Origin of the sequence: Streptomyces sp. NPDC048197 (genome assembly GCF_043202395.1) — a bacterium.
GTDB lineage: Bacteria > Actinomycetota > Actinomycetes > Streptomycetales > Streptomycetaceae > Streptomyces > Streptomyces siderophoricus.
On record NZ_JBIDAJ010000002.1, the window covers coordinates 126,415 to 144,269 of the forward strand.

The following is a 17,855-nucleotide window of genomic DNA, read 5'->3' on the forward strand; positions in this document are numbered from 1 at the left end:
CCCCTCACCTTCCGTGCGCCCTCTGCCCGTTGGCCCCGCGCGGGCCGTGCCCTCCCCTGGGCGGGCAACGACTCCGACCAGAAAGGCCCCCCCCGAGCCATGTCCGAATTGGTATTTTTCTCCGGAACGATGGACTGCGGGAAGTCGACTCTGGCGCTGCAGATCGGGCACAACCGCGCCGCACGGGGCCTGGAAGGGGTCATCTTCACCCGTGACGACCGGGCCGGCGAGGGGCGGCTCTCCTCGCGGCTGGGGCTGGTCACCGACGCCGTCGAGGTCGAGGAGGGCATGGACCTGTACGCCTATCTCGTCGCGCACATCTCCCGCGGCGGCCGGGCGGACTACGTGATCGTGGACGAGGCCCAGTTCCTCGCCCCCGGCCAGATCGACCAGCTGGCCCGCATCGTCGACGACCTCGACCTGGACGTCTTCGCGTTCGGTATCACCACCGACTTTCGTACCCGGCTGTTCCCCGGCTCCCAGCGCCTGATCGAACTCGCCGACCGCATCGAGGCGTTGCAGGTCGAGGCGCTGTGCTGGTGCGGCGCCCGGGCCACGCACAACGCCCGCACGGTGGACGGCGCGATGGTCGTCGAGGGCGCCCAGGTCGTGGTGGGCGATGTCCGGCAGACCGCGGAAGTGGGCTACGAGGTGCTCTGCCGACGCCACCACCTGCGCCGGATGACCAGCGCCACGGCCCGTGCGGGCGCGCTCTCCCCGGACGTCCTGCCGGTCGCCCCGGCGCCGCGGGACGCGACGGGCTGATCCTTCGCCGGGGCGGCCCCTGCCAGACTCGTCCCATGAACAGCGATCTTCTCTCGGGCAAACTTCTCTCCGGCAAAGTCGTCCTGGTCACGGGGGCGAGCAGCGGCATCGGCGCCGCGGCGGCGCGGGTGTTCTCCGACGAGGGGGCGACGGTCGTCCTGGTCGCCCGCCGCGAGGAACGGCTCGCCGAACTGACCGGAGCCCTGCGGGCCGGGGGCGCCGAGGCCGCGTACGTCGTCGCCGACGTGTCCGTGGCCGAGGACGCCGCCCGGGCGGTGGACTTCGCCGTCACGACGTACGGGCGGCTGGACGCGGCGTTCAACAACGCGGGCATCGGCGGCGACCGCACCCCGCTCCACCTGATGTCCGACGACGTGTACGACGCCATCATGGACACCAATGTGCGCGGCGTGTGGAACTGCCTGCGCCACGAGATAGCCGCGATGCTCCCGCAGGGCGCCGGCGCCATCGTCAACAACAGCAGCGTGGCCGGTCTGATCGCGATCCCGGCCGCCGCCCCCTACATCGCCTCCAAGCACGCGGTGGTGGGGCTCACCCGGGCCGCGGCGGACGAGTACGCCCGCCAGGGCATCAGGGTGAACGCGGTGGCGCCCGGCACCACCCGCAGCGAGATCACCACCGATTGGTTCGCCCGTAACCCCGGCCTGGAGGAGCTGGCCAACTCCGCGACGCCACAAGGACGTACCGCGGCTCCGGAGGAGATCGCGGCGGCCGCGGCATGGCTGCTCAGCGACCGCTGCCCGTTCCTGACCGGGACGGTGCTGCCGGTGGACGGCGGATTGGTCAACCAGTGAGCCGGTGAGCCACCCGCGCCCTCAACAGGGCGCTCCGCTCAGCCCCGCACGGAAGGCGATCCGGCCGCTCTGGGTGCCGGTGACGAGGACGGTGAGGCGGCCCGAGGGGCTGCGGGGCAGCAACTGCGCCTCGATCCAGCACGGTTCGTCGAACTCGACGTAGCGCTCGTAGGTGCTGATGACCGTCTCCGGGGTGAAGCGGGCCGGTGCGACGGTGGCGTGGGTGGCCTGATAGGCGGCTTCGAGCAGGGCGAGGCCCGGGACGTGATCGACGGGATGGTCGAACAGCAGCGTGTTGCCGGTGTCGTTGCGCAGTTGCCAGCGGCGCGGGCGGCCGCCGGGGGCGAGCATCACCTCGGCCGCACCGGACCGGCCCACCAGCTCGGGGGTGACCGGGGCGGGGAGCGGCCAGGAGCCCCAGCCGACGCCGAGGTGCTCGCCGCGCAGCCTCCGGTACACCGCCGGCGAGGACCAGGCGAACTCCGCTTCCGCCTGTGCGACGGTCACGTCGCCCTGGTGGATGCGCACCGCCATGCCCAGGGCGCTGGCGCAGCGGCCGCTGCGGCGGGCCTGTGAGACGGCGACCTCGATACCGAGTTCCGTGGGCCCGCCGTCCGAAACGCGGAATTTCGGATTCGTCGTGAAACTCAGGTTATGCAGAATCATGTGGTGGCTCAGGGGGACGCCGTATTCCGCGTGAGCGATCGTCAGTCCGCTTTGTCGGAAGGTTTGCGCCAGCACTCTCGGGTCGCACCGCCCGTCGTCGTGGGCGGCCGGCCACCGGCCGGTGAGCGAGAATGCGCCGGGGCCGCAACGGTTCCAGCCAGTGATGAATACCCGTCCTGCATCCCGGAGATGGGCATATTCCCGCGGAACTCCGGTGGTCACGGCGGTGCTTGCACCGCTCTGAGCATCGAGAACGCGGAGGGTGGGGCCCGGGGACCCTCGGTCGTGGGGCAACGTGTGTATGCGGATGGCGGCTTCGGGCATGGGGGTCCCCTGTATGCGACGCATGTGAAGGAAGTTGCGCGCTGATAAAATACCGGGTCCGCGGTCTTTTTCTGTGCTGCGGTAAAGACTGCGGCAAACACCTGGGTCACGGGAGACGCGAGTTGGCGAAACAGGAACGGGCGATCCGCACACGCAAGGCCTGCCTGGTGGCCGCCGCGGAGATTTTCAACGAGTACGGCTACGAGGCCGCCACCATCGCCGCCATCATCGAGCGGGCCAAGCTCACCCGGGGCGCGCTGTACTTCCACTTCACCTCCAAGGAGGAGCTCGCCCGCGGTGTGCTCGACGAAGCGGTGACCACCGAAGGGCTGGTGCCGCAGGCGCTCAAGCTCCAGGAGTGGGTGGACATCTCACTGCTGCTGGCTCACCGCCTGCCCCGGGAGCCCCTGTTGAGTGCGTCGATCCGGCTGTCCGTCGACTCCAAGGCGCGCAGCCTGTTCGGCACCCGCTGGCCCGACTGGATCGTGCTGGGCCGGGAGCTGCTCATCGAGGCCCGGGGGAGGGGGGAACTGCTGCCGCACGTCGACCCGACCGACACGGCCCGGCTGTTCGTCGGTGCCTGGACCGGTGTGCAGCTCGTCGCGGAGGCCGTGCCGCACGCTCCCGACCTCTCCACCGAGATCTCCCGGCTCCTGGAGCTCTTCCTGCCCAATGTCGCCGTTCCCGGGGTGCTGGCGAGGCTGGACACCTCACCGTTCCGCGCCGAGCGGCTCTTCGAGGCCGGGAAGGCGACGGCGGTCTCCTGAGTCGGGTGCCGGGAGGGAGGCGCCGAGGTGGCGCGACGAAAGAGACCGCCCGGTATTTTTCTTGCCCCGCCCCGCCCTGCCCCGCTCAGCGCTTCCCCGCCCCGCTCAGTGCTGTCCTGCCCCGCTCAGCGCTGCTGGACGATCGTGAAGACCGCGCCCTCGCTGTCGGCGACGGTGGCCGCCCGGCCGTGGGCGGACTCGTGGGCCGGCTCCCGTACATGGCCGCCCAGTTCGGTGACGCGACGGGCCGCGGCGTCCGTGTCGGGGACCGCGAAGTACGTCATCCAATGGGGGCCGCGGTCGCGGAGCGGGGCGTTGCCCACGCCGTGGATGCCGGCCACCGGGTGGCCCTTGAGCCGCAGCATCAGATAGTCGGAGCCGGTTCCCGGGGCGGTGCCGTCGGCCGGAGCCGGCTCGGCCTCGAAGCCGAAGACATGCTCGTAGAACGGGCTGACGGCGCGGGTCTCCTGGGTGACCAGCTCGTTCCACACCGGGGTGCCGGGCTCACCGGTGACCGTGGTGCCCATCATCGTCCGGCCCTGCCAGATCCCGAAGATCGCCCCCTGCGGGTCGGAGGCGATCGCCATCCGCCCCGCGTCATGGTCCGCGTCCAGCGGTCCGACGCCCACCGTCCCGCCGCAGCAACGGACCTGTTCGGCGGTCACATCCGCGTCGTCGCTGGCCAGATAGGTGGTCCAGGCGACCGGCAGATGGCGGTCGGGCGCCAGCTCACCGACCCCGGCGACCTCCCGGCCGTCGAGGAAGGCCCGTGCGTACGGACCGAAGTGCTGCGGCCCCGGGCGGAACTCCCAGCCGAACAGCGCGCCGTAGAACTCCTGCGTCGCGGAAAGACTGTGGGCCAGGAGGCTCACCCAGCAGGGCGCGCCGGGCATCCGCCGGGTCGCTGCCTCGGTCGTCATCGTCACTCTCCTCGGAGCATCGGGGGCTGACCATGGGGGTACGGGCGGGGGTCCCGAGCAGATGCTCGCACCCTGTGTCCTGGTGTGCGCCCCGGCCGCGCCGTCCACGGCGCGTTCGCAAAGGAGAATGCCCGTTTTGAGGTTTCGAGTCCGTTTCGGAGTCGTTAATGCAGAGCGTAACTCCGTCATACGGAGGGTGCGTACCCGCCTTCTGTACGTAGTCGCCGCTACGCAAGGATGAGTCCCATGAATGTCATCATCACCGCTACCGAACTCGCGAGCGAGCTGGCGCAGTCCGCTCCTCCGGTGGTCCTGGACGTCCGCTACCAGCTCGGAGGCCCGCCCGGCCGCCCCGAGTACGAGGCCGGCCATGTGCCCGGCGCGGTCTACGTCGACCTCGACGCCGAGCTGGCCGCGCCGCCCGGCCCGGCCGGCCGGCACCCGCTCCCCGATCTCGGTGTCTTCGCCAAGGCGATGCAGGCCGCCGGGGTCCGCGCGGACCGCCCGGTGGTCGTTTACGACGGCGGCCAGGGCTGGGCGGCCGCCCGCGCCTGGTGGTTGCTGCGCTGGAGCGGCCACCAGGACGTACGGGTGCTGGACGGCGGGCTGGCCGCCTGGCGGGCCGCGGGCGGTGAGCTGAGCCGCGACCAACAGACGCCGGAACCGGGCGACTTCACACCGGTGCCGGGCGCGCTGCCGCTGCTGACCGCCGACGAGGCGGCCGCCCTGGCCCGCCGCGGTGTCCTGCTGGACGCCCGGGCCGGCGAGCGCTACCGGGGAGAGGTGGAGCCGCTCGACCGGGTCGCCGGGCACATCCCGGGCGCGGTGTCCGCGCCGACGACCGAGAACGTCGCCGAGGGCGGCACGGTCTTCCGGGACCGCGCCGAGCTGGCCGAGCGGTTCGCCGCGCTGGGCGCCACCCCCGACGCCGAGGTCGGCGTCTACTGCGGCTCCGGCGTCTCCGCGGCCCACCAGGTGCTGGCACTGGCGCATGCGGGCATCCCCGCGGCCCTGTACGTCGGTTCCTGGAGCGAATGGTCCGCCGACCCCTCCCGACCGGTCGCCACCGGCCCGCAGCCCGGCTGAGCCCCGCTCACGGGCCGTCCACGGCCCCGTACACGGCCCCGTACACGGCCGTCCGCCCGGCCCCTGAGCGGGACCGGGCGGACGGACGGCGTCACGGGCGGGCGGCCGCTACTCTGGCTTCTTCCGCCGGGTGCCGAAGACGATCTCGTCCCAGCTGGGCACCGCGGCCCGGCGGCCGGGCCGGACGCCGTCCGCCTCGGCCTGCCGGTCGGTCGTCCCGGTCAGCCGGTCGCGGTGGCCGGCCACCGCCCGCGGCATCAGCACATCGGCGTACGCGGAACCCGCTCCCGCGCTCGCCGCCGGGGCCGGCGGCTCCTCGACCTCGGCCTCGGACTCCTCGTCGGTCTGCGGCGCCTTGGCACTCTCCGGCACGACCATGTCGCCGCGGAAGCTCGGCACCGCCTCCAGCAGGCTGGTCAGCGAATCCCGCTCCCGCTCGCCGGTGGCCTCCTCCGCGCCCCGGGCGTCGTCCTCGCCGCCGGACCGCTCACCGCGCTCACTGCGCTCGGAGTGCCGGTCCAGCGTGCGGTCCAGCGGCCGGTCGCGCGGCAGCCGGGCGATCCGCGGTACGAACGGGAAGCTCGGCTCGGGCGTGTCGTCGGCCTCGCCGATCAGCGCCCGGGCCTCGTCGTCCACGGCCTGGACGAGCCGGCGCGGCGGGTCGTAGGTCCAGCTCGCCGAGTGCGGTTCGGTGGCGACCCGGTAGACCAGCAGCACCTCCCAGGTGCCGTCGTCCCGGCGCCAGGAGTCCCACTGGACGCTGTCCTTGTCGGCGCCGCGCAGCAGCAGCCGCTCCGCGACCGCCTCACCGAGCTGCGGGCCGGTGTTCTCACCGGGCCGGCGCACCGGCGTCTTGCGGGCCCGCTCGGCCATGAACGCGCGCTCGGCCAGCACCGGGCCCTCGAAGCGGCGCACCCGGTCGACCGGGATGCCGGCCAGCTGTGCGACCTCTTCGGCGGAGGCACCGGCTCTTATCCGGGCCTGGATGTCCCGCGGCCGCAGGTGGCTCTCGACCTCGATCTCGATCTGGCCCAGCCGCGCACGGTCGTTGCGGACGGCGGCGCGCAGCCGCTCGTCGATCGGAAGCGTGTACTCGGTGCTGTCCGCAGCTTTGAGCACCAGCCGTGTGCCGTCGTTGGAGACGGCCACGACACGCAGTTCGGGCATGGGGACCTCCCGGGTGGTGCCTGCCGACGTCACGTGCGTCGCTGCTTCCGCTAGTCGAGTGTGGCCTGCCCGGGTGCAGCCTGCCACAACATTGCCGAGTTGCCCGGCGTGTCGAGGCTTGGCCCTCAAACGCCGTTATGACACGGTTACCAGTTCGCAACGCTCAGTGACCATGCCGCTTGTCCTGTCGCCGATCACCCGTGCCGAGCGGCGGCGCCCCGGGGTTGAGTGCCGCCATCTGGCCCCTCCCGTGGGTTCCGGGCAGCCGGACGGGAACCGGGGCCAGGGTTGGTCACAGTACTCCATTCGGACCACCGAGGTGGACCGCCGCGCCGCCGAACTTCTGGGGGAACAGTGGCGGTCGGTCACCTTGTCGATCTCTCGACCTGACGCACGGGTGGCGAGTTTCACATATTCCCCAGATTCGGAACTGTTGACTCCGCCAATCGGTCATTTCTCCGTGCAAGATGGATCGAAGGGGCTATCAAAGGTTGGAGATGGACGAAGAAACCGAAACTGGCACGAAGAAGAAGGAGAAGCGGATAGACCTGAGCGTCGCTCAGGTGGCCGGCAGTGCACTCGCCGCGGCCGTCGCCGCGTATCTCGCCGGTCAACTCGGTGTGTACGGAACCATCATCGGCGCGGGTCTGGTCAGTGTCGTGGCCACGACCGGCGGGTCGATATTCCAGCACCTCTTCCGGCGGACCGGCGAGCAGATCAAGGAGGCTTCGGTCAGCACCCGGCCGAGACCGCGCCGCTCCTCCTCCCGCATTCGATCCACCACCCGCCAGGCCGGGCAGCCCGACCCCACGATGGTGCTGCCCACCTTCGACAAGCAGGGCACGGAGGACCCCGTCACCTCCGTCGCCGCCAAGACCTCCGGGCCCGACGCGGCCCGTACGCAGGTGATCCCCCGGGCCGAGATGGTCCGCCGGCGCGATCCCGCGAACGCCCATCCCCTCGACCGGACCCAGATGGTGCCGCGCCTCGCCGAGCGCACCGTGGCAGTGGGCCGGCCGCCCGCGCGCCGGGCTGCCGCTCCCACCGCGCCGGGCCCGGCCGGCCCGCCCGTCGGCCGGCCCGAGGAGATCAGCGCCACCACGTACGGCACCCGGCTGCGCGGCTGGAAGCGGCCGGCGCTCGGCGCGCTCGCGGTGTTCGCCCTCGCCATGGGCGGGATCACCGCCACCGAGCTGCTGACCGGGCAGACCCCGGGCGGCCAGCAGGGCACCACGCTCGGCAACCTCACCCGGACCGGGAACACCGGCCGGCACCAGCCCGTCACCCCGCAGTCGCCCGGTCCGGGCGACACCCCGGGGGACGGTGGCCGGCACGGCAGCGGCAGTGGTGCGACCCCGGACCCGGGCAGGTCCGGCGACACCGGCAACGGCCGGGGCACCGACCACGGCACCCCGTCACCGAGCCCCAGCCCGTCCGACGGCGGCAAGAGCTCGCCGGACCCGGAGAACTCGCCGTCCACGAACCCGTCCCCGAGCGGTTCGGCGGACAGCGGCGGCACCGGAAGCGGTGACGATGCGACCGGCGGCAACCAGGGGAGTCAGCAGAACGGGCCGGAGACCGAGGCGGGGGCGCCGGAACCGGGAGCTTCCTGAAACCGGCCGCTCCCGCCCGCGTCGGGTGTCCGGGTCAGTCCCCGAGCACCCGGCGCAGGTAGGCGTTGCCGAACCGGCGGTCCGGGTCCAGCCGGTCCCGGACCGCGGTGAACTCGCCGAACCGCGGATAGGCGTCGGCGAGGTACGCCGCGTCACGGGTGTGCAGCTTGCCCCAGTGCGGGCGGCCCTCGTGCGCGGTCATGATCCGTTCGGCGGCCGCGAAGTACGCCTCGTGCGGCGTGCCGCGGTACATGTGCACGGCGACGTAGACGGTGTCCCGGCCGGAGGCGGTGGACAGCGGGAGGGCGTCGGCCGGCGCGGTGCGCACCTCCACCGGGAAGCTGATTCTGAAGTCCGAGCGCTCCACCAGCGCCTTCAGCTCGCCCAGCGCCGCGACCGCGGCCGCCCTGGGCAGTGCGTACTCCATCTCCACGAACCGCACCCGCCGCGGCGAGGTGAACACCTTGTAGGGGATGTCGGTGTACGTACGGGCCGACAGCGCGCGGCTGGAGATCCTGGCGATGCCCGGTATGGCGGCCGGCACCGCGCGCCCGACGGCGCAGGCGACCTGGAAGACGCCGTTGGAGAGCAGCTCGTCCTCGACCCAGCCGCTGATCCGGCCGGGCGGCGCCGCGGGGCCCTGGCTGCGGTTGTTGCGCTTGGTGTTGCAGTTGCCGGTGTGCGGGAACCAGTAGAACTCGAAGTGCTCGTTCTCGGCGGCGAGTTCGTCGAACCGGCCGGTCACTTCGTCGAACGGCATCGGCTCCTCACGGGCGGTCAGCAGGAATTCCGGCTCCACCGCGAAGGTGAGCTCGCTGATCACGCCGAGGGCGCCCAGGCCCAGCCGGGCCGCGGCGAAGACGTCCGGGTTCTCCTCGGCGGAACAGGTCAGCACCGAGCCGTCGGCGGTGACCAGCTCCAGGGCGGTGACCTGGGCGGCCAGCGACGCCGAGTCCCGGCCGGTGCCGTGGGTGCCGGTGCTGACCGCCCCGGAGACGGTCTGCTCCATGATGTCGCCCATGTTGGTCAGCGACAGCCCGTGCGCGGACAGCGTCTCGTTGAGGAGCTTGAGGGGCGTCCCGGCGGCCACCGTGACCGTGCCGGCCGCGCGGTCCACCGCACGGACGCCGGTCAGCCGCTCGGGCCGGACCAGCAGCCCGTCGGTGGCGGCCGCCGGGGTGAAGGAGTGGCCGGTACCGGCCGCCTTGACCGTCAGTCCGTCCGTGGCGGCGGCGCGGACCGCGGCCGCCAGCTCTTCGGTGCTCGCCGGGGCCACGCTCCGGGCGGGGCGGGTGGTGACGTTGCCCGCCCAGTTGCGCCACGGGGCGGCGGTGGAGCCGCGCCCTCCCGAGCCGTCGACGGCGTTGCTGACTGCCATGGTGACGTCCCCTCCCTCCACGCGGGCCGGCCGGTCGGCCGCCGTTGGTGTGAGCGCATGATGTCAGTCACCGCGGTGTCCTCCACAGGGGCCGAGCGGAATCAACCGATCAAGGAATCGGCCGTAATCACCCGGCTCCGGGACATCTCGTACCGCCGGTAACCCCCGCGGCCGCGCGACTCACCCGACGGGCTGCCCGTCGGGTCGTTCCGCGGCCGCCGTGCCGCCCTCCGGCAGGCCCGCCGCGACCGGGCCGGCCGCCGCGGCCGCCGGCTGCCGCGGACGGAGCCGGTGGTAGCCCGCGAACGCCACCAGCGCGGCCAGTACGCCCGACGCCCCCGGCACCAGATAGCCGCGCTCCGCACCCGCGGCGTCCACCACCCAGCCGGCCGCCGACGAACCCAGGGCGACCCCCACGGCCAGACCGGTGCTGGTCCATGTCATGCCCTCGGTCAGCTTCGACCGCGGGACGTGCTCTTCGACCAGCGCCATCGTCGTCACCATCGTCGGGGCGATGGACAGCCCCGCCACGAACAGCGCGGCCGCCAGCAGCGGCAGCGAACCCACCAGCTGCAGCGGCACCATGCTCACCGCCATCGCGCACACCCCGATCACCCAGCGGCGCGACGGATGGCCCTTGAGGTGCAGCAGCCCGAAGACGGCGCCCGCCACACAGGAACCGAGCGCATACACGGCCAGTACCAGACTGGCCGCCGTCTTGTGCCCGGCCTCCTCCGCGAACGCCACCGTCACCACGTCGATCGCCCCGAAGATCGCGCCGGTCGCCACGAACGTCCCCACCAGCACCTGCAGCCCCCGCGAACGCAGCGCCGAGCCGCCGGCCTGCTGCTCCCCCCGGTGCGGCACCGGCTCCGTCGCCCGCTGCGCCGTCAGCCAGAACACCCCGGCCGCCAGGAAGCCCCCCGCCAGCAGCGGCCCGGCCTCCGGGAACCACGCGGTGGACAGCCCGATCGACAGGATCGGCCCGACGATGAAGCACATCTCGTCGACGATCGACTCCCACGAGTACGCGGTGTGCAACTCCCGTGGCGAGCCGCGGTACAGCTCCGCCCAGCGCGCCCGGACCATCGACCCGACGCTCGGCACGCACCCCGCACACGCCGAGAAGACGAACAGCACCCAGTCCGGCCACCGCTGCTGGGCACTCAGCAGCAGACCCGCCACCGCGGCCAGCGACACCAGCGTCGCCGGGCGCAGCACCCGGCGCTGGCCGTGCCGGTCCACCAGCCGGGAGATCTGCGGGCCGAGCACCGCCGCGGACAGCGCGAGGGTCGCCGACAGCGCGCCCGCCAGGCCGTACCGCCCGGTCAGCTGGGAGACCATCGTCACGACACCGATGCTCAGCATGGACAGCGGCATCCGGCCCAGCAGCCCGGCGGCGGAGAAGGACTTGGTGCCGGGGCGGCCGAAGAGGGCGCGGTAGGGACTGGGCAACGGGGGCGCTCCGCCGGATGAGGACCGAAGATCGGTAAGGAATGTATGTGGCCGATACAGCTTACGGGCGGTGCCGGGCCCCACGCCTCCGGTTTTTCGGACCGGTTCCGCCGCGCTCGCCGGCCGTCCGGGTACCGGGACCTGCCCGCCGCACCCGGGGGAGGGGTGGCAGGATCGATGCCATGCCCGAACAGCGTGATCCCCGCCCCTACGACGCCCTGCTGCTGCTCTCCTTCGGCGGCCCCGAAGGCCCCGACGACGTCGTCCCGTTCCTGGAGAACGTCACCCGCGGCCGCGGCATCCCCCGTGAGCGCCTCAAGGAGGTGGGGCAGCACTACTTCCTGTTCGGCGGCGTCAGCCCGATCAACGCCCAGAACCGCGAACTGCTCGACGCACTGCGCAAGGACTTCGCCGAGAACGGCCTGGAACTGCCGGTCTACTGGGGCAACCGCAACTGGGCGCCCTACCTGACCGACACCCTGCGCCAGATGGTCGGCGACGGCCACCGCCGCATCGCCGTACTGGCGACCAGCGCCTATGCCTCGTACTCGGGCTGCCGCCAGTACCGCGAGAACCTCGCCGACGCGCTCGCCGCCCTCCAGGCCGAGGGACTGCCGGTCCCCCAGGTCGACAAGCTGCGGCACTACTTCAACCACCCCGGCTTCGTCCGGCCGATGGTCGACGGCGTGCTGGCCTCCCTCGCCGCGCTGCCCGAGGGCGTCCGCGACGGCGCCCACCTCGCCTTCACCACGCACTCCATCCCCACCGCCGCCGCGGACACCTCCGGCACCCCGGGGGACCACACCGAGGGCGGCGAGGGCGGCGCCTACGTGGCCCAGCACCTCGACGTGGCACGGGTGATCGCCGACGCGGTCCGCGCGGAGACCGGGGTGGACCACCCCTGGCAGCTCGTCTACCAGTCCCGCAGCGGCGCCCCGCACATCCCCTGGCTGGAGCCCGACATCTGCGACCACCTGGAGGAGCGGCACGCCGCCGGCGTCCCGGCCGTGGTCATGGCCCCCATCGGCTTCGTCTCGGACCACATGGAGGTCAAGTACGACCTCGACACCGAGGCCACCGCCAAGGCCGCCGAACTGGGGCTGCCGGTCGCCCGGTCCGCGACCGTGGGCGCCGACCCCCGGTTCGCCGCCGCCGTCCGTGAGCTCCTCCTGGAGCGCGCCGCCACCGAACGCGGCCGCACCCCCGAGCGCTGCGCCCTGGGCGCCCTGGGCCCCTCCCACGACCTGTGTCCGGTCGGCTGCTGCCCGGCCCGCACCCCGCGCCCGGCCGCGGCCGGCGCCGACTGGCCGGGCCCGGTCGCTCAAGGCCCCGCGTAGACCCGTACCCCGCGGCGGCGGGCGCCCGGCGGCCGCCCCGCGTGCCGTACACCGCCCGACCGCTGCCCGCCCGACCGCCGCTCGTCCGAGCAAGGAGCACCGTGCCCGACCCGACGCAGACCGACGCGCTCTACGACGACCTCCTGGAGCTGGCCCTGGAGGCCGCCCGCCGTGCCGGGACGCTGCTGCGCGACGGCCGGCCCGCCGACCTCGGTGTGGCCGCCACGAAGACCAGCCCGATCGACGTCGTCACCGAGATGGACCTCGCCTCCGAGAAGCTGATCACCGGCTTCCTCGGGGAGCACCGCCCCGATGACGGCTTCCTGGGGGAGGAGGGCGCCAGCATCGAGGGCACCAGCGGCATCCGCTGGGTCATCGACCCCGTCGACGGCACCGTCAACTACCTCTACGACCTGCCCTCCTGGGCGGTGTCCATCGCCGCCGAGAAGGACGGCGAGGTGGTCGTCGGCGTCGTCGCCGCCCCGATGCGCGGCGAGACCTGTCACGCCGTCCTGGGCCGGGGCGCGTACAACAACGGCGAGCCGGTCCGGCACCGGCCCGCGCCGCCGCTCTCCCAGGCGCTGCTCGGCACCGGCTTCGCCTATCTGGCCGACCGCCGCGCCGCCCAGGCCGAGGTCGTGCGCACCCTGCTGCCGCAGGTCCGCGACATCCGGCGGGGCGGGTCGGCCGCCATCGACCTGTGCGACGTGGCCTGCGGCCGGCTGGACGCCTACTACGAGCGCGGGCTGAACCCCTGGGACCTGGCGGCCGGGACGCTGATCGCCCGTGAGGCCGGGGCCCGCACCGGCGGCCGTCCGGGGCAGCCGGCCTCCCACGAGCTGACCCTCGCCGCCTCCCCGGAGCTCTTCGCGCAGCTCCAGCCGCTGCTGGACGAACTCGGCGCCTGGCACGACTGACCCGCGCCCACGCCACCCTCCGGGCACGACCGCGCCCCGGCACCCGTCCTGGGTGCCGGGGCGCGATCCCCGTACGCCGGCGTGGTCAGGCGTTGCTGACCGCTCCGTAACGCACACCGTGCTCGTTCGCCAGCCGCTGGAGGTCCTCGAGCTCGGCCTGCTCGACCTCGACGAGGAAGTCATCGCCCGCGCGGCGGGCCCGGTCCAGATCGGCTTCGGTGTTCTCTATGCGCTGCAAAATGCCTGCGGTGAACGCGTCCATGTGCGCCCCCTCGTCGTGGGTCGGTGGCACGGGGGTGTGCCGACGGTGGGTCGATCACGGCGTGGTCCCTGCGGAATGGATCAATACATGGCACGTGGGTCGCCAACGACAGGGCGTGATCGCGGGTGTGCAGTCGTCCTCCCCACCCGCAACCTCAGGGAAACCTCAACCCGCCCAGGAATCCTGCCGACCGGGCTCCCAGGCTCTGGGCCCCAGGCCCCGCCCCTCCCGCCTTACTGCCGGTTTATGGCTCTTCGGGGCAGGATGGAAGGGCTCCCAGTGATTGTTGTGCCCGCCCGAAAGGGCCGTGAGGAAGGACTAGCGACGTGCGTGTTCTCGTCGTCGAGGACGAGCAGCTGCTCGCCGATGCGGTGGCCACCGGACTACGCCGGGAGGCCATGGCCGTCGACGTGGTCTACGACGGCGCTGCCGCCCTGGAACGGATCGCGGTCAACGACTACGACGTCGTCGTGCTCGACCGCGACCTCCCGGTCGTCCACGGCGACGACGTCTGCCGCAAGATCGTCGAGCTGGGGATGCCCACCCGCGTCCTGATGCTCACCGCCTCCGGAGACGTCAGCGACCGCGTCGAGGGCCTGGAGATCGGCGCGGACGACTACCTCCCCAAGCCGTTCGCCTTCACCGAGCTGACCGCCCGGGTGCGCGCGCTGGGGCGCCGGACGACCGTCGCGCTGCCGCCCGTCCTGGAGCGGGCCGGGATCAAGCTCGACCCCAACCGCCGCGAGGTCTTCCGCGACGGCAAGGAGGTCCAGCTCGCCCCGAAGGAATTCGCGGTGCTGGAGGTGCTGATGCGCAGCGAGGGCACCGTCGTCTCGGCCGAACAGCTCCTGGAGAAGGCCTGGGACGAGAACACCGACCCGTTCACCAACGTCGTGCGGGTCACGGTCATGACGCTGCGCCGCAAGCTCGGCGAGCCCGCGGTGATCGTCACCGTTCCCGGCTCGGGATACCGGATCTGACCGGCGATGCCTTCCCTGCCCTCGTTCTCCAAGCCGGCCGCCGCACCGCCGCCCATTCCGCCCAAACCCGCCTGGGACCCCCGCCCGCCGGTCAACGTCCGGCCCTTCCCGTGGCTCCGGCCGACCATCCGGATACGGCTGACGCTGCTGTACGGCGGGATGTTCCTGATGGCCGGCATCGTGCTGCTGACCATCATCTACATGCTCGCCGCGGACGCCCTGCACGACGGCAGCGCGCTGCCGCTGAAGATCCTCGGTGGGAAGTTCCAGTCCACCAGTGACATCTGCGACCTGCCCACCCAGACGTCCGGACCGCTGCTCCAGCAGGCCGTCGAGCAGTGCCTCCAGCAACAGCGCGCCCTGGCGCTCAACAGCCTGCTGAACCGTTCGTTGCTGGCGTTGCTGGGGCTGACGGTGGTGGCGTTCGCGTTCGGTTATGCGATGGCGGGGCGGGTGTTGTCGCCGTTGGGGCGGATCACGCGGACCGCGCAGCGGGTGGCCGGGTCGGATCTGCACCGGCGGATCGAGCTGGGGGGTCCGGACGACGAGCTCAAGGAGCTGGCGGACACCTTCGACGAGATGCTGGACCGGCTGGACCGGGCGTTCGAGTCGCAGCGGCGGTTCGTGGCCAATGCCTCGCACGAGCTGCGGACGCCGTTGGCGATCAACCGGACGTTGCTGGAGGTGCAGCTGGCCGATCCGGATGCTTCGCCGGAGCTGGCGCAGCTGGGCAAGACGCTGCTGGCCACCAACGAGCGCAGTGAGCAGCTCGTGGAGGGCCTGCTGTTGCTGGCGCGCAGCGAGAACAAGGTGGTGGACAAGAAGCCGGTCGATCTCTCGGAGGTCGCCGCTCAGGCCGTGGACCAGATCCGCGAGGAGGCGCAGGCCAAGGGCATCGCGCTGCGCGGGGTGCGCCAGCAGGCCTTCGTGCAGGGCAACGGCGTGCTGCTGGAGCGGATCGCGCTGAATCTGGTGCAGAACGCGGTGCGCTACAACGTGCCGGAGGACGGGTGGGTGGAGGTGAGCACCGAGCCGCAGCCGGGGTGTGCGGTGCTGGTGGTCACCAACACCGGGCCGGTGGTCCCCGCCTATGAGGTGGAGAACCTCTTCGAGCCGTTCCGCCGGCTGCGCACCGAGCGCACCGGCAGCGACAAGGGCGTCGGTCTGGGCCTGTCCATCGTCCGCTCGGTGGTCCGCGCGCACGACGGCACCATCACCGCCGAGCCCCGTGAGGGAGGTGGTCTCGTGATGCGGGTGGTGCTGCCGTTGTGAGGCCCTCGGCAAGGCGGCTGTGCGGCCGCTGGAGCCGTCCGGCACCGCCCTGACCAGCCACGGACCTCCGTAGGTAGGATCGCCCGTCTCGCGGCCGTACATCAGGGCGGTCGGCCGGCGGGGCCGGTTTGACGAAAAGGGGGGCGGGGAGCGATCCTTCGCCACGTTCGCTTTGCGCGGAATTGGACCGGTCCACCAGCCGGTCGTCGCGTGTGTGATCGCTCACAGACGCGAATTTCCAGCCATCTACGCTCCGTGATCAAAAGCCCAGGTGGAATGCCGGGGAAGTCCGGGTTTCCCGGGCCCCGAATCACGGGAAGTACAGGTGATGGGCTGCGCGAGGTGCGACATTCGGACCGTGTACGGTCCTGATCGCCATCCAAACCGATCACCTCTTCAGGGGTGCGGTTGGGTGTCGATTGAGTAACAGACCTTGATGTGAGGCAAAATCTCCGCCTCAGGTCGGGCACAAGTCCGGCCTCTCACGCGTTACGAGCGCTGAGACACCGCAGACACCCAGAGGGGGAGAGCGAAAATGGCTACGGATTACGACACTCCACGCAAGACCGACGACGACCTCAACGAGGACAGCATCGAGGAGCTGAAGTCGCGGCGGAACGACAAGTCCGCCTCGGCCGTCGACGTCGACGAGTTCGAGCAGGCCGAGGGCCTGGAGCTCCCCGGCGCCGACCTGTCCAACGAAGAGCTCGCGGTGCGCGTGCTGCCCAAGCAGCAGGACGAGTTCACCTGCATGAGCTGCTTCCTGGTGCACCACCGCAGCCAGCTGGCCGCGGAGGACAAGAACGGCAACCCGATCTGCCGCGACTGCGCGGCCTGAGCCGGTCTACGCCGTGGCTGGCGTGAACCCGTTCCGCAAGCGTCACGAGGGCGGCCAAGGTCCGGCGGCCGGCGCACGATCACGCGACGAAACCGCGCCCGTGCCCGCCGACCCGACCGCCCCGGTACGGCGTGGCCGGGTGCGGGCGACGATCGCCGCGATCGCCGACCGGATCATCGAGATCGCCCCGCGGATCCCGGTCCGCGACCTCGCCACCCTGCGCGCCCAGTTCCCCGGACTGACCCCCGAGGAGCTCGCCGACAAGCTCGTCGCGGGCGCCTGTGCGGGGACCGCCACCGTCGGAGCGGGCGTGGGCGCGGCAGCCATGCTGCCCGTACCGCCCGCCATGCCGGCCGAGCTGGCCACCGAGATCATCGGCGTCGCCGTGATCGAGCTCAAGCTCATCGCCGAGCTGCACGAGGTCTACGGCCTCCGGCCGCCCGGGAACCTCCGCCAGCGCGCGATGGCGGCTCTGACGTCGTGGACGGAGGAGCGGGGTATCGACATCGCGAAACCGGCGTCGGTGAACGCCGCGCTCGGCGGGCAGATGAAGCGCGAACTGCGCCAGCAGATCATGAAGCGCACGCTGCGCAACCTCCCCAGCCTCACCCCGTTCATGGTGGGCGCGACCGTCGGCGGGGTCATGAACCGCCGCGACACCAGAAAAGTTGCGAAAAAGATCCGTAAGGACCTGCGGGCCAAGCAGGTGCCCTGGGACGCGCTGCCCGACGCCCTCCCCGCGTCCCCGCCGCCCGGACCGGCCCCGCTCCCGCCCGCCGACTGAAGCGGACCGCTGAAGGGGACCGGCGCCCTCGGCCCGATGAGCCGGCCCGCGTGTCAGGCGCGTACGGCCGTCAGTGCCGCCACCAGGCGCTCCGGGTCCCGCGTCGACAGATAGGCGTACGGCGTCGGGTCGTCCGGGTCCGTGATCTCCACCCGCACCGCGGTCGGGACATAGCTGCGGAGCAGCATGAACGCCCGGGCGTCGGCCTTGTGCGTCCGCCAGGCCAGCGCCTCCGCCGCGTCCAGCGCCCGGGCCTCACCCAGCGCCGACGCCGGGATCTTCGCCTCACCGGCGATCAGCGCACCGCCCACCACCCGGATCCGCACCGACCCGTACGCGCTCACCGCCACGGCGGACAGCGCCGCCCCGCCGATCAGCCCGCCGAGCATCGGCAGCGTCCCCACCGGGAGCAGCATCAGGGCACAGGCGACGCCGATCAGCCCGGCGATCACCCACCAGGACCGGGGCGCGGTGAGACGTTCTTCGTACGGCTGCATGGCTCCAGCTTG

General features: G+C 72.3%; 18 protein-coding genes. 11 read left to right on the forward strand and 7 right to left on the reverse strand.

The features are described 5' to 3' along the window. The first annotated feature begins 99 nt into the window (after positions 1 to 99). Together ACGF4C_RS03725 and ACGF4C_RS03730 are read left to right on the forward strand one after the other, a co-directional pair. The gene (locus ACGF4C_RS03725; protein ID WP_393562972.1) at positions 100 to 765 is read left to right on the forward strand and encodes a thymidine kinase; all 666 of its coding nucleotides are present in this window, start codon (positions 100 to 102) and stop codon (positions 763 to 765) included. 35 nt (positions 766 to 800) lie between these two features. Then, positions 801 to 1,580 carry a glucose 1-dehydrogenase gene (locus tag ACGF4C_RS03730; RefSeq protein ID WP_393562974.1) on the forward strand — a complete coding sequence of 260 codons (780 nt, stop codon included), beginning with the start codon at positions 801 to 803 and terminating at the stop codon, positions 1,578 to 1,580. 21 nt (positions 1,581 to 1,601) lie between these two features. Here ACGF4C_RS03730 and ACGF4C_RS03735 read toward each other — a convergent pair whose 3' ends face one another. After that, entirely contained in the window at positions 1,602 to 2,594 is a 993-nt protein-coding gene (locus ACGF4C_RS03735; protein ID WP_393562976.1) for a ScbA/BarX family gamma-butyrolactone biosynthesis protein, read from the reverse strand. Positions 2,595 to 2,692: 98 nt separating this feature from the next. Between ACGF4C_RS03735 and ACGF4C_RS03740 the strand changes: the two genes are divergently transcribed. Continuing rightward, positions 2,693 to 3,337 (forward strand): ScbR family autoregulator-binding transcription factor, encoded by a 645-nt coding sequence (locus ACGF4C_RS03740; RefSeq protein WP_393562978.1) that lies wholly within the window; start codon positions 2,693 to 2,695, stop codon positions 3,335 to 3,337. A 125-nt stretch (positions 3,338 to 3,462) separates the two neighbouring features. On the opposite strand, the gene ACGF4C_RS03745 is transcribed toward ACGF4C_RS03740, so the two are convergent. Next, positions 3,463 to 4,257 (reverse strand): VOC family protein, encoded by a 795-nt coding sequence (locus ACGF4C_RS03745; RefSeq protein ID WP_393562980.1) that lies wholly within the window; start codon positions 4,255 to 4,257, stop codon positions 3,463 to 3,465. Positions 4,258 to 4,503: 246 nt separating this feature from the next. Here ACGF4C_RS03745 and ACGF4C_RS03750 point away from each other — a divergent pair, with 246 nt between their 5' ends. After that, a complete protein-coding gene (locus ACGF4C_RS03750; RefSeq protein WP_393562982.1) occupies positions 4,504 to 5,343 on the forward strand; it encodes a sulfurtransferase in 840 nt (279 codons plus the stop codon). A gap of 108 nt (positions 5,344 to 5,451) precedes the next feature. On the opposite strand, the gene sepH is transcribed toward ACGF4C_RS03750, so the two are convergent. Further along, positions 5,452 to 6,510, reverse strand: coding sequence for a septation protein SepH (gene sepH / locus ACGF4C_RS03755; protein WP_393562984.1), 1,059 nt, complete (start codon positions 6,508 to 6,510; stop codon positions 5,452 to 5,454). A 497-nt stretch (positions 6,511 to 7,007) separates the two neighbouring features. On the opposite strand from sepH, the gene ACGF4C_RS03760 reads away from it, so the two are divergent. After that, positions 7,008 to 8,123 carry a hypothetical protein gene (locus tag ACGF4C_RS03760; protein ID WP_393562986.1) on the forward strand — a complete coding sequence of 372 codons (1,116 nt, stop codon included), beginning with the start codon at positions 7,008 to 7,010 and terminating at the stop codon, positions 8,121 to 8,123. Positions 8,124 to 8,157: 34 nt separating this feature from the next. Here the strand turns inward: ACGF4C_RS03760 and ACGF4C_RS03765 are convergent, their stop codons facing one another. Beyond that, positions 8,158 to 9,501, reverse strand: a complete 1,344-nt coding sequence (locus ACGF4C_RS03765; protein WP_393562987.1) for a D-arabinono-1,4-lactone oxidase — start codon at positions 9,499 to 9,501, stop codon at positions 8,158 to 8,160. 180 nt (positions 9,502 to 9,681) lie between these two features. Further along, positions 9,682 to 10,956 carry an MFS transporter gene (locus tag ACGF4C_RS03770; protein WP_362137062.1) on the reverse strand — a complete coding sequence of 425 codons (1,275 nt, stop codon included), beginning with the start codon at positions 10,954 to 10,956 and terminating at the stop codon, positions 9,682 to 9,684. A gap of 182 nt (positions 10,957 to 11,138) precedes the next feature. Here ACGF4C_RS03770 and ACGF4C_RS03775 point away from each other — a divergent pair, with 182 nt between their 5' ends. Both ACGF4C_RS03775 and ACGF4C_RS03780 read left to right on the forward strand, forming a co-directional pair. Continuing rightward, positions 11,139 to 12,293 carry a ferrochelatase gene (locus tag ACGF4C_RS03775; RefSeq protein WP_393562989.1) on the forward strand — a complete coding sequence of 385 codons (1,155 nt, stop codon included), beginning with the start codon at positions 11,139 to 11,141 and terminating at the stop codon, positions 12,291 to 12,293. A 101-nt stretch (positions 12,294 to 12,394) separates the two neighbouring features. Then, positions 12,395 to 13,210 carry an inositol monophosphatase family protein gene (locus ACGF4C_RS03780; RefSeq protein WP_310723128.1) on the forward strand — a complete coding sequence of 272 codons (816 nt, stop codon included), beginning with the start codon at positions 12,395 to 12,397 and terminating at the stop codon, positions 13,208 to 13,210. Positions 13,211 to 13,295: 85 nt separating this feature from the next. On the opposite strand, the gene ACGF4C_RS03785 is transcribed toward ACGF4C_RS03780, so the two are convergent. Next, positions 13,296 to 13,472, reverse strand: a complete 177-nt coding sequence (locus ACGF4C_RS03785) for a hypothetical protein (RefSeq protein ID WP_199812429.1) — start codon at positions 13,470 to 13,472, stop codon at positions 13,296 to 13,298. Positions 13,473 to 13,798: 326 nt separating this feature from the next. On the opposite strand from ACGF4C_RS03785, the gene ACGF4C_RS03790 reads away from it, so the two are divergent. The 4 genes from ACGF4C_RS03790 to ACGF4C_RS03805 all read left to right on the forward strand — a co-directional run bounded on the left by ACGF4C_RS03790 (position 13,799) and on the right by ACGF4C_RS03805 (position 17,346). Beyond that, positions 13,799 to 14,452, forward strand: a complete 654-nt coding sequence (locus tag ACGF4C_RS03790; protein WP_006602630.1) for a response regulator transcription factor — start codon at positions 13,799 to 13,801, stop codon at positions 14,450 to 14,452. A 6-nt stretch (positions 14,453 to 14,458) separates the two neighbouring features. After that, positions 14,459 to 15,724, forward strand: a complete 1,266-nt coding sequence (locus ACGF4C_RS03795; RefSeq protein WP_388958518.1) for a sensor histidine kinase — start codon at positions 14,459 to 14,461, stop codon at positions 15,722 to 15,724. A 535-nt stretch (positions 15,725 to 16,259) separates the two neighbouring features. After that, the gene (locus ACGF4C_RS03800; RefSeq protein WP_016575747.1) at positions 16,260 to 16,562 is read left to right on the forward strand and encodes a DUF4193 domain-containing protein; all 303 of its coding nucleotides are present in this window, start codon (positions 16,260 to 16,262) and stop codon (positions 16,560 to 16,562) included. A 100-nt stretch (positions 16,563 to 16,662) separates the two neighbouring features. Then, positions 16,663 to 17,346 (forward strand): hypothetical protein, encoded by a 684-nt coding sequence (locus ACGF4C_RS03805; protein WP_393562992.1) that lies wholly within the window; start codon positions 16,663 to 16,665, stop codon positions 17,344 to 17,346. Positions 17,347 to 17,399: 53 nt separating this feature from the next. On the opposite strand, the gene ACGF4C_RS03810 is transcribed toward ACGF4C_RS03805, so the two are convergent. Further along, on the reverse strand, positions 17,400 to 17,843 hold the full coding sequence (locus tag ACGF4C_RS03810; protein ID WP_393562994.1) for a DUF3093 domain-containing protein: 444 nt from the start codon (positions 17,841 to 17,843) through the stop codon (positions 17,400 to 17,402). Between the last annotated feature and the right edge of the window lie 12 nt (positions 17,844 to 17,855).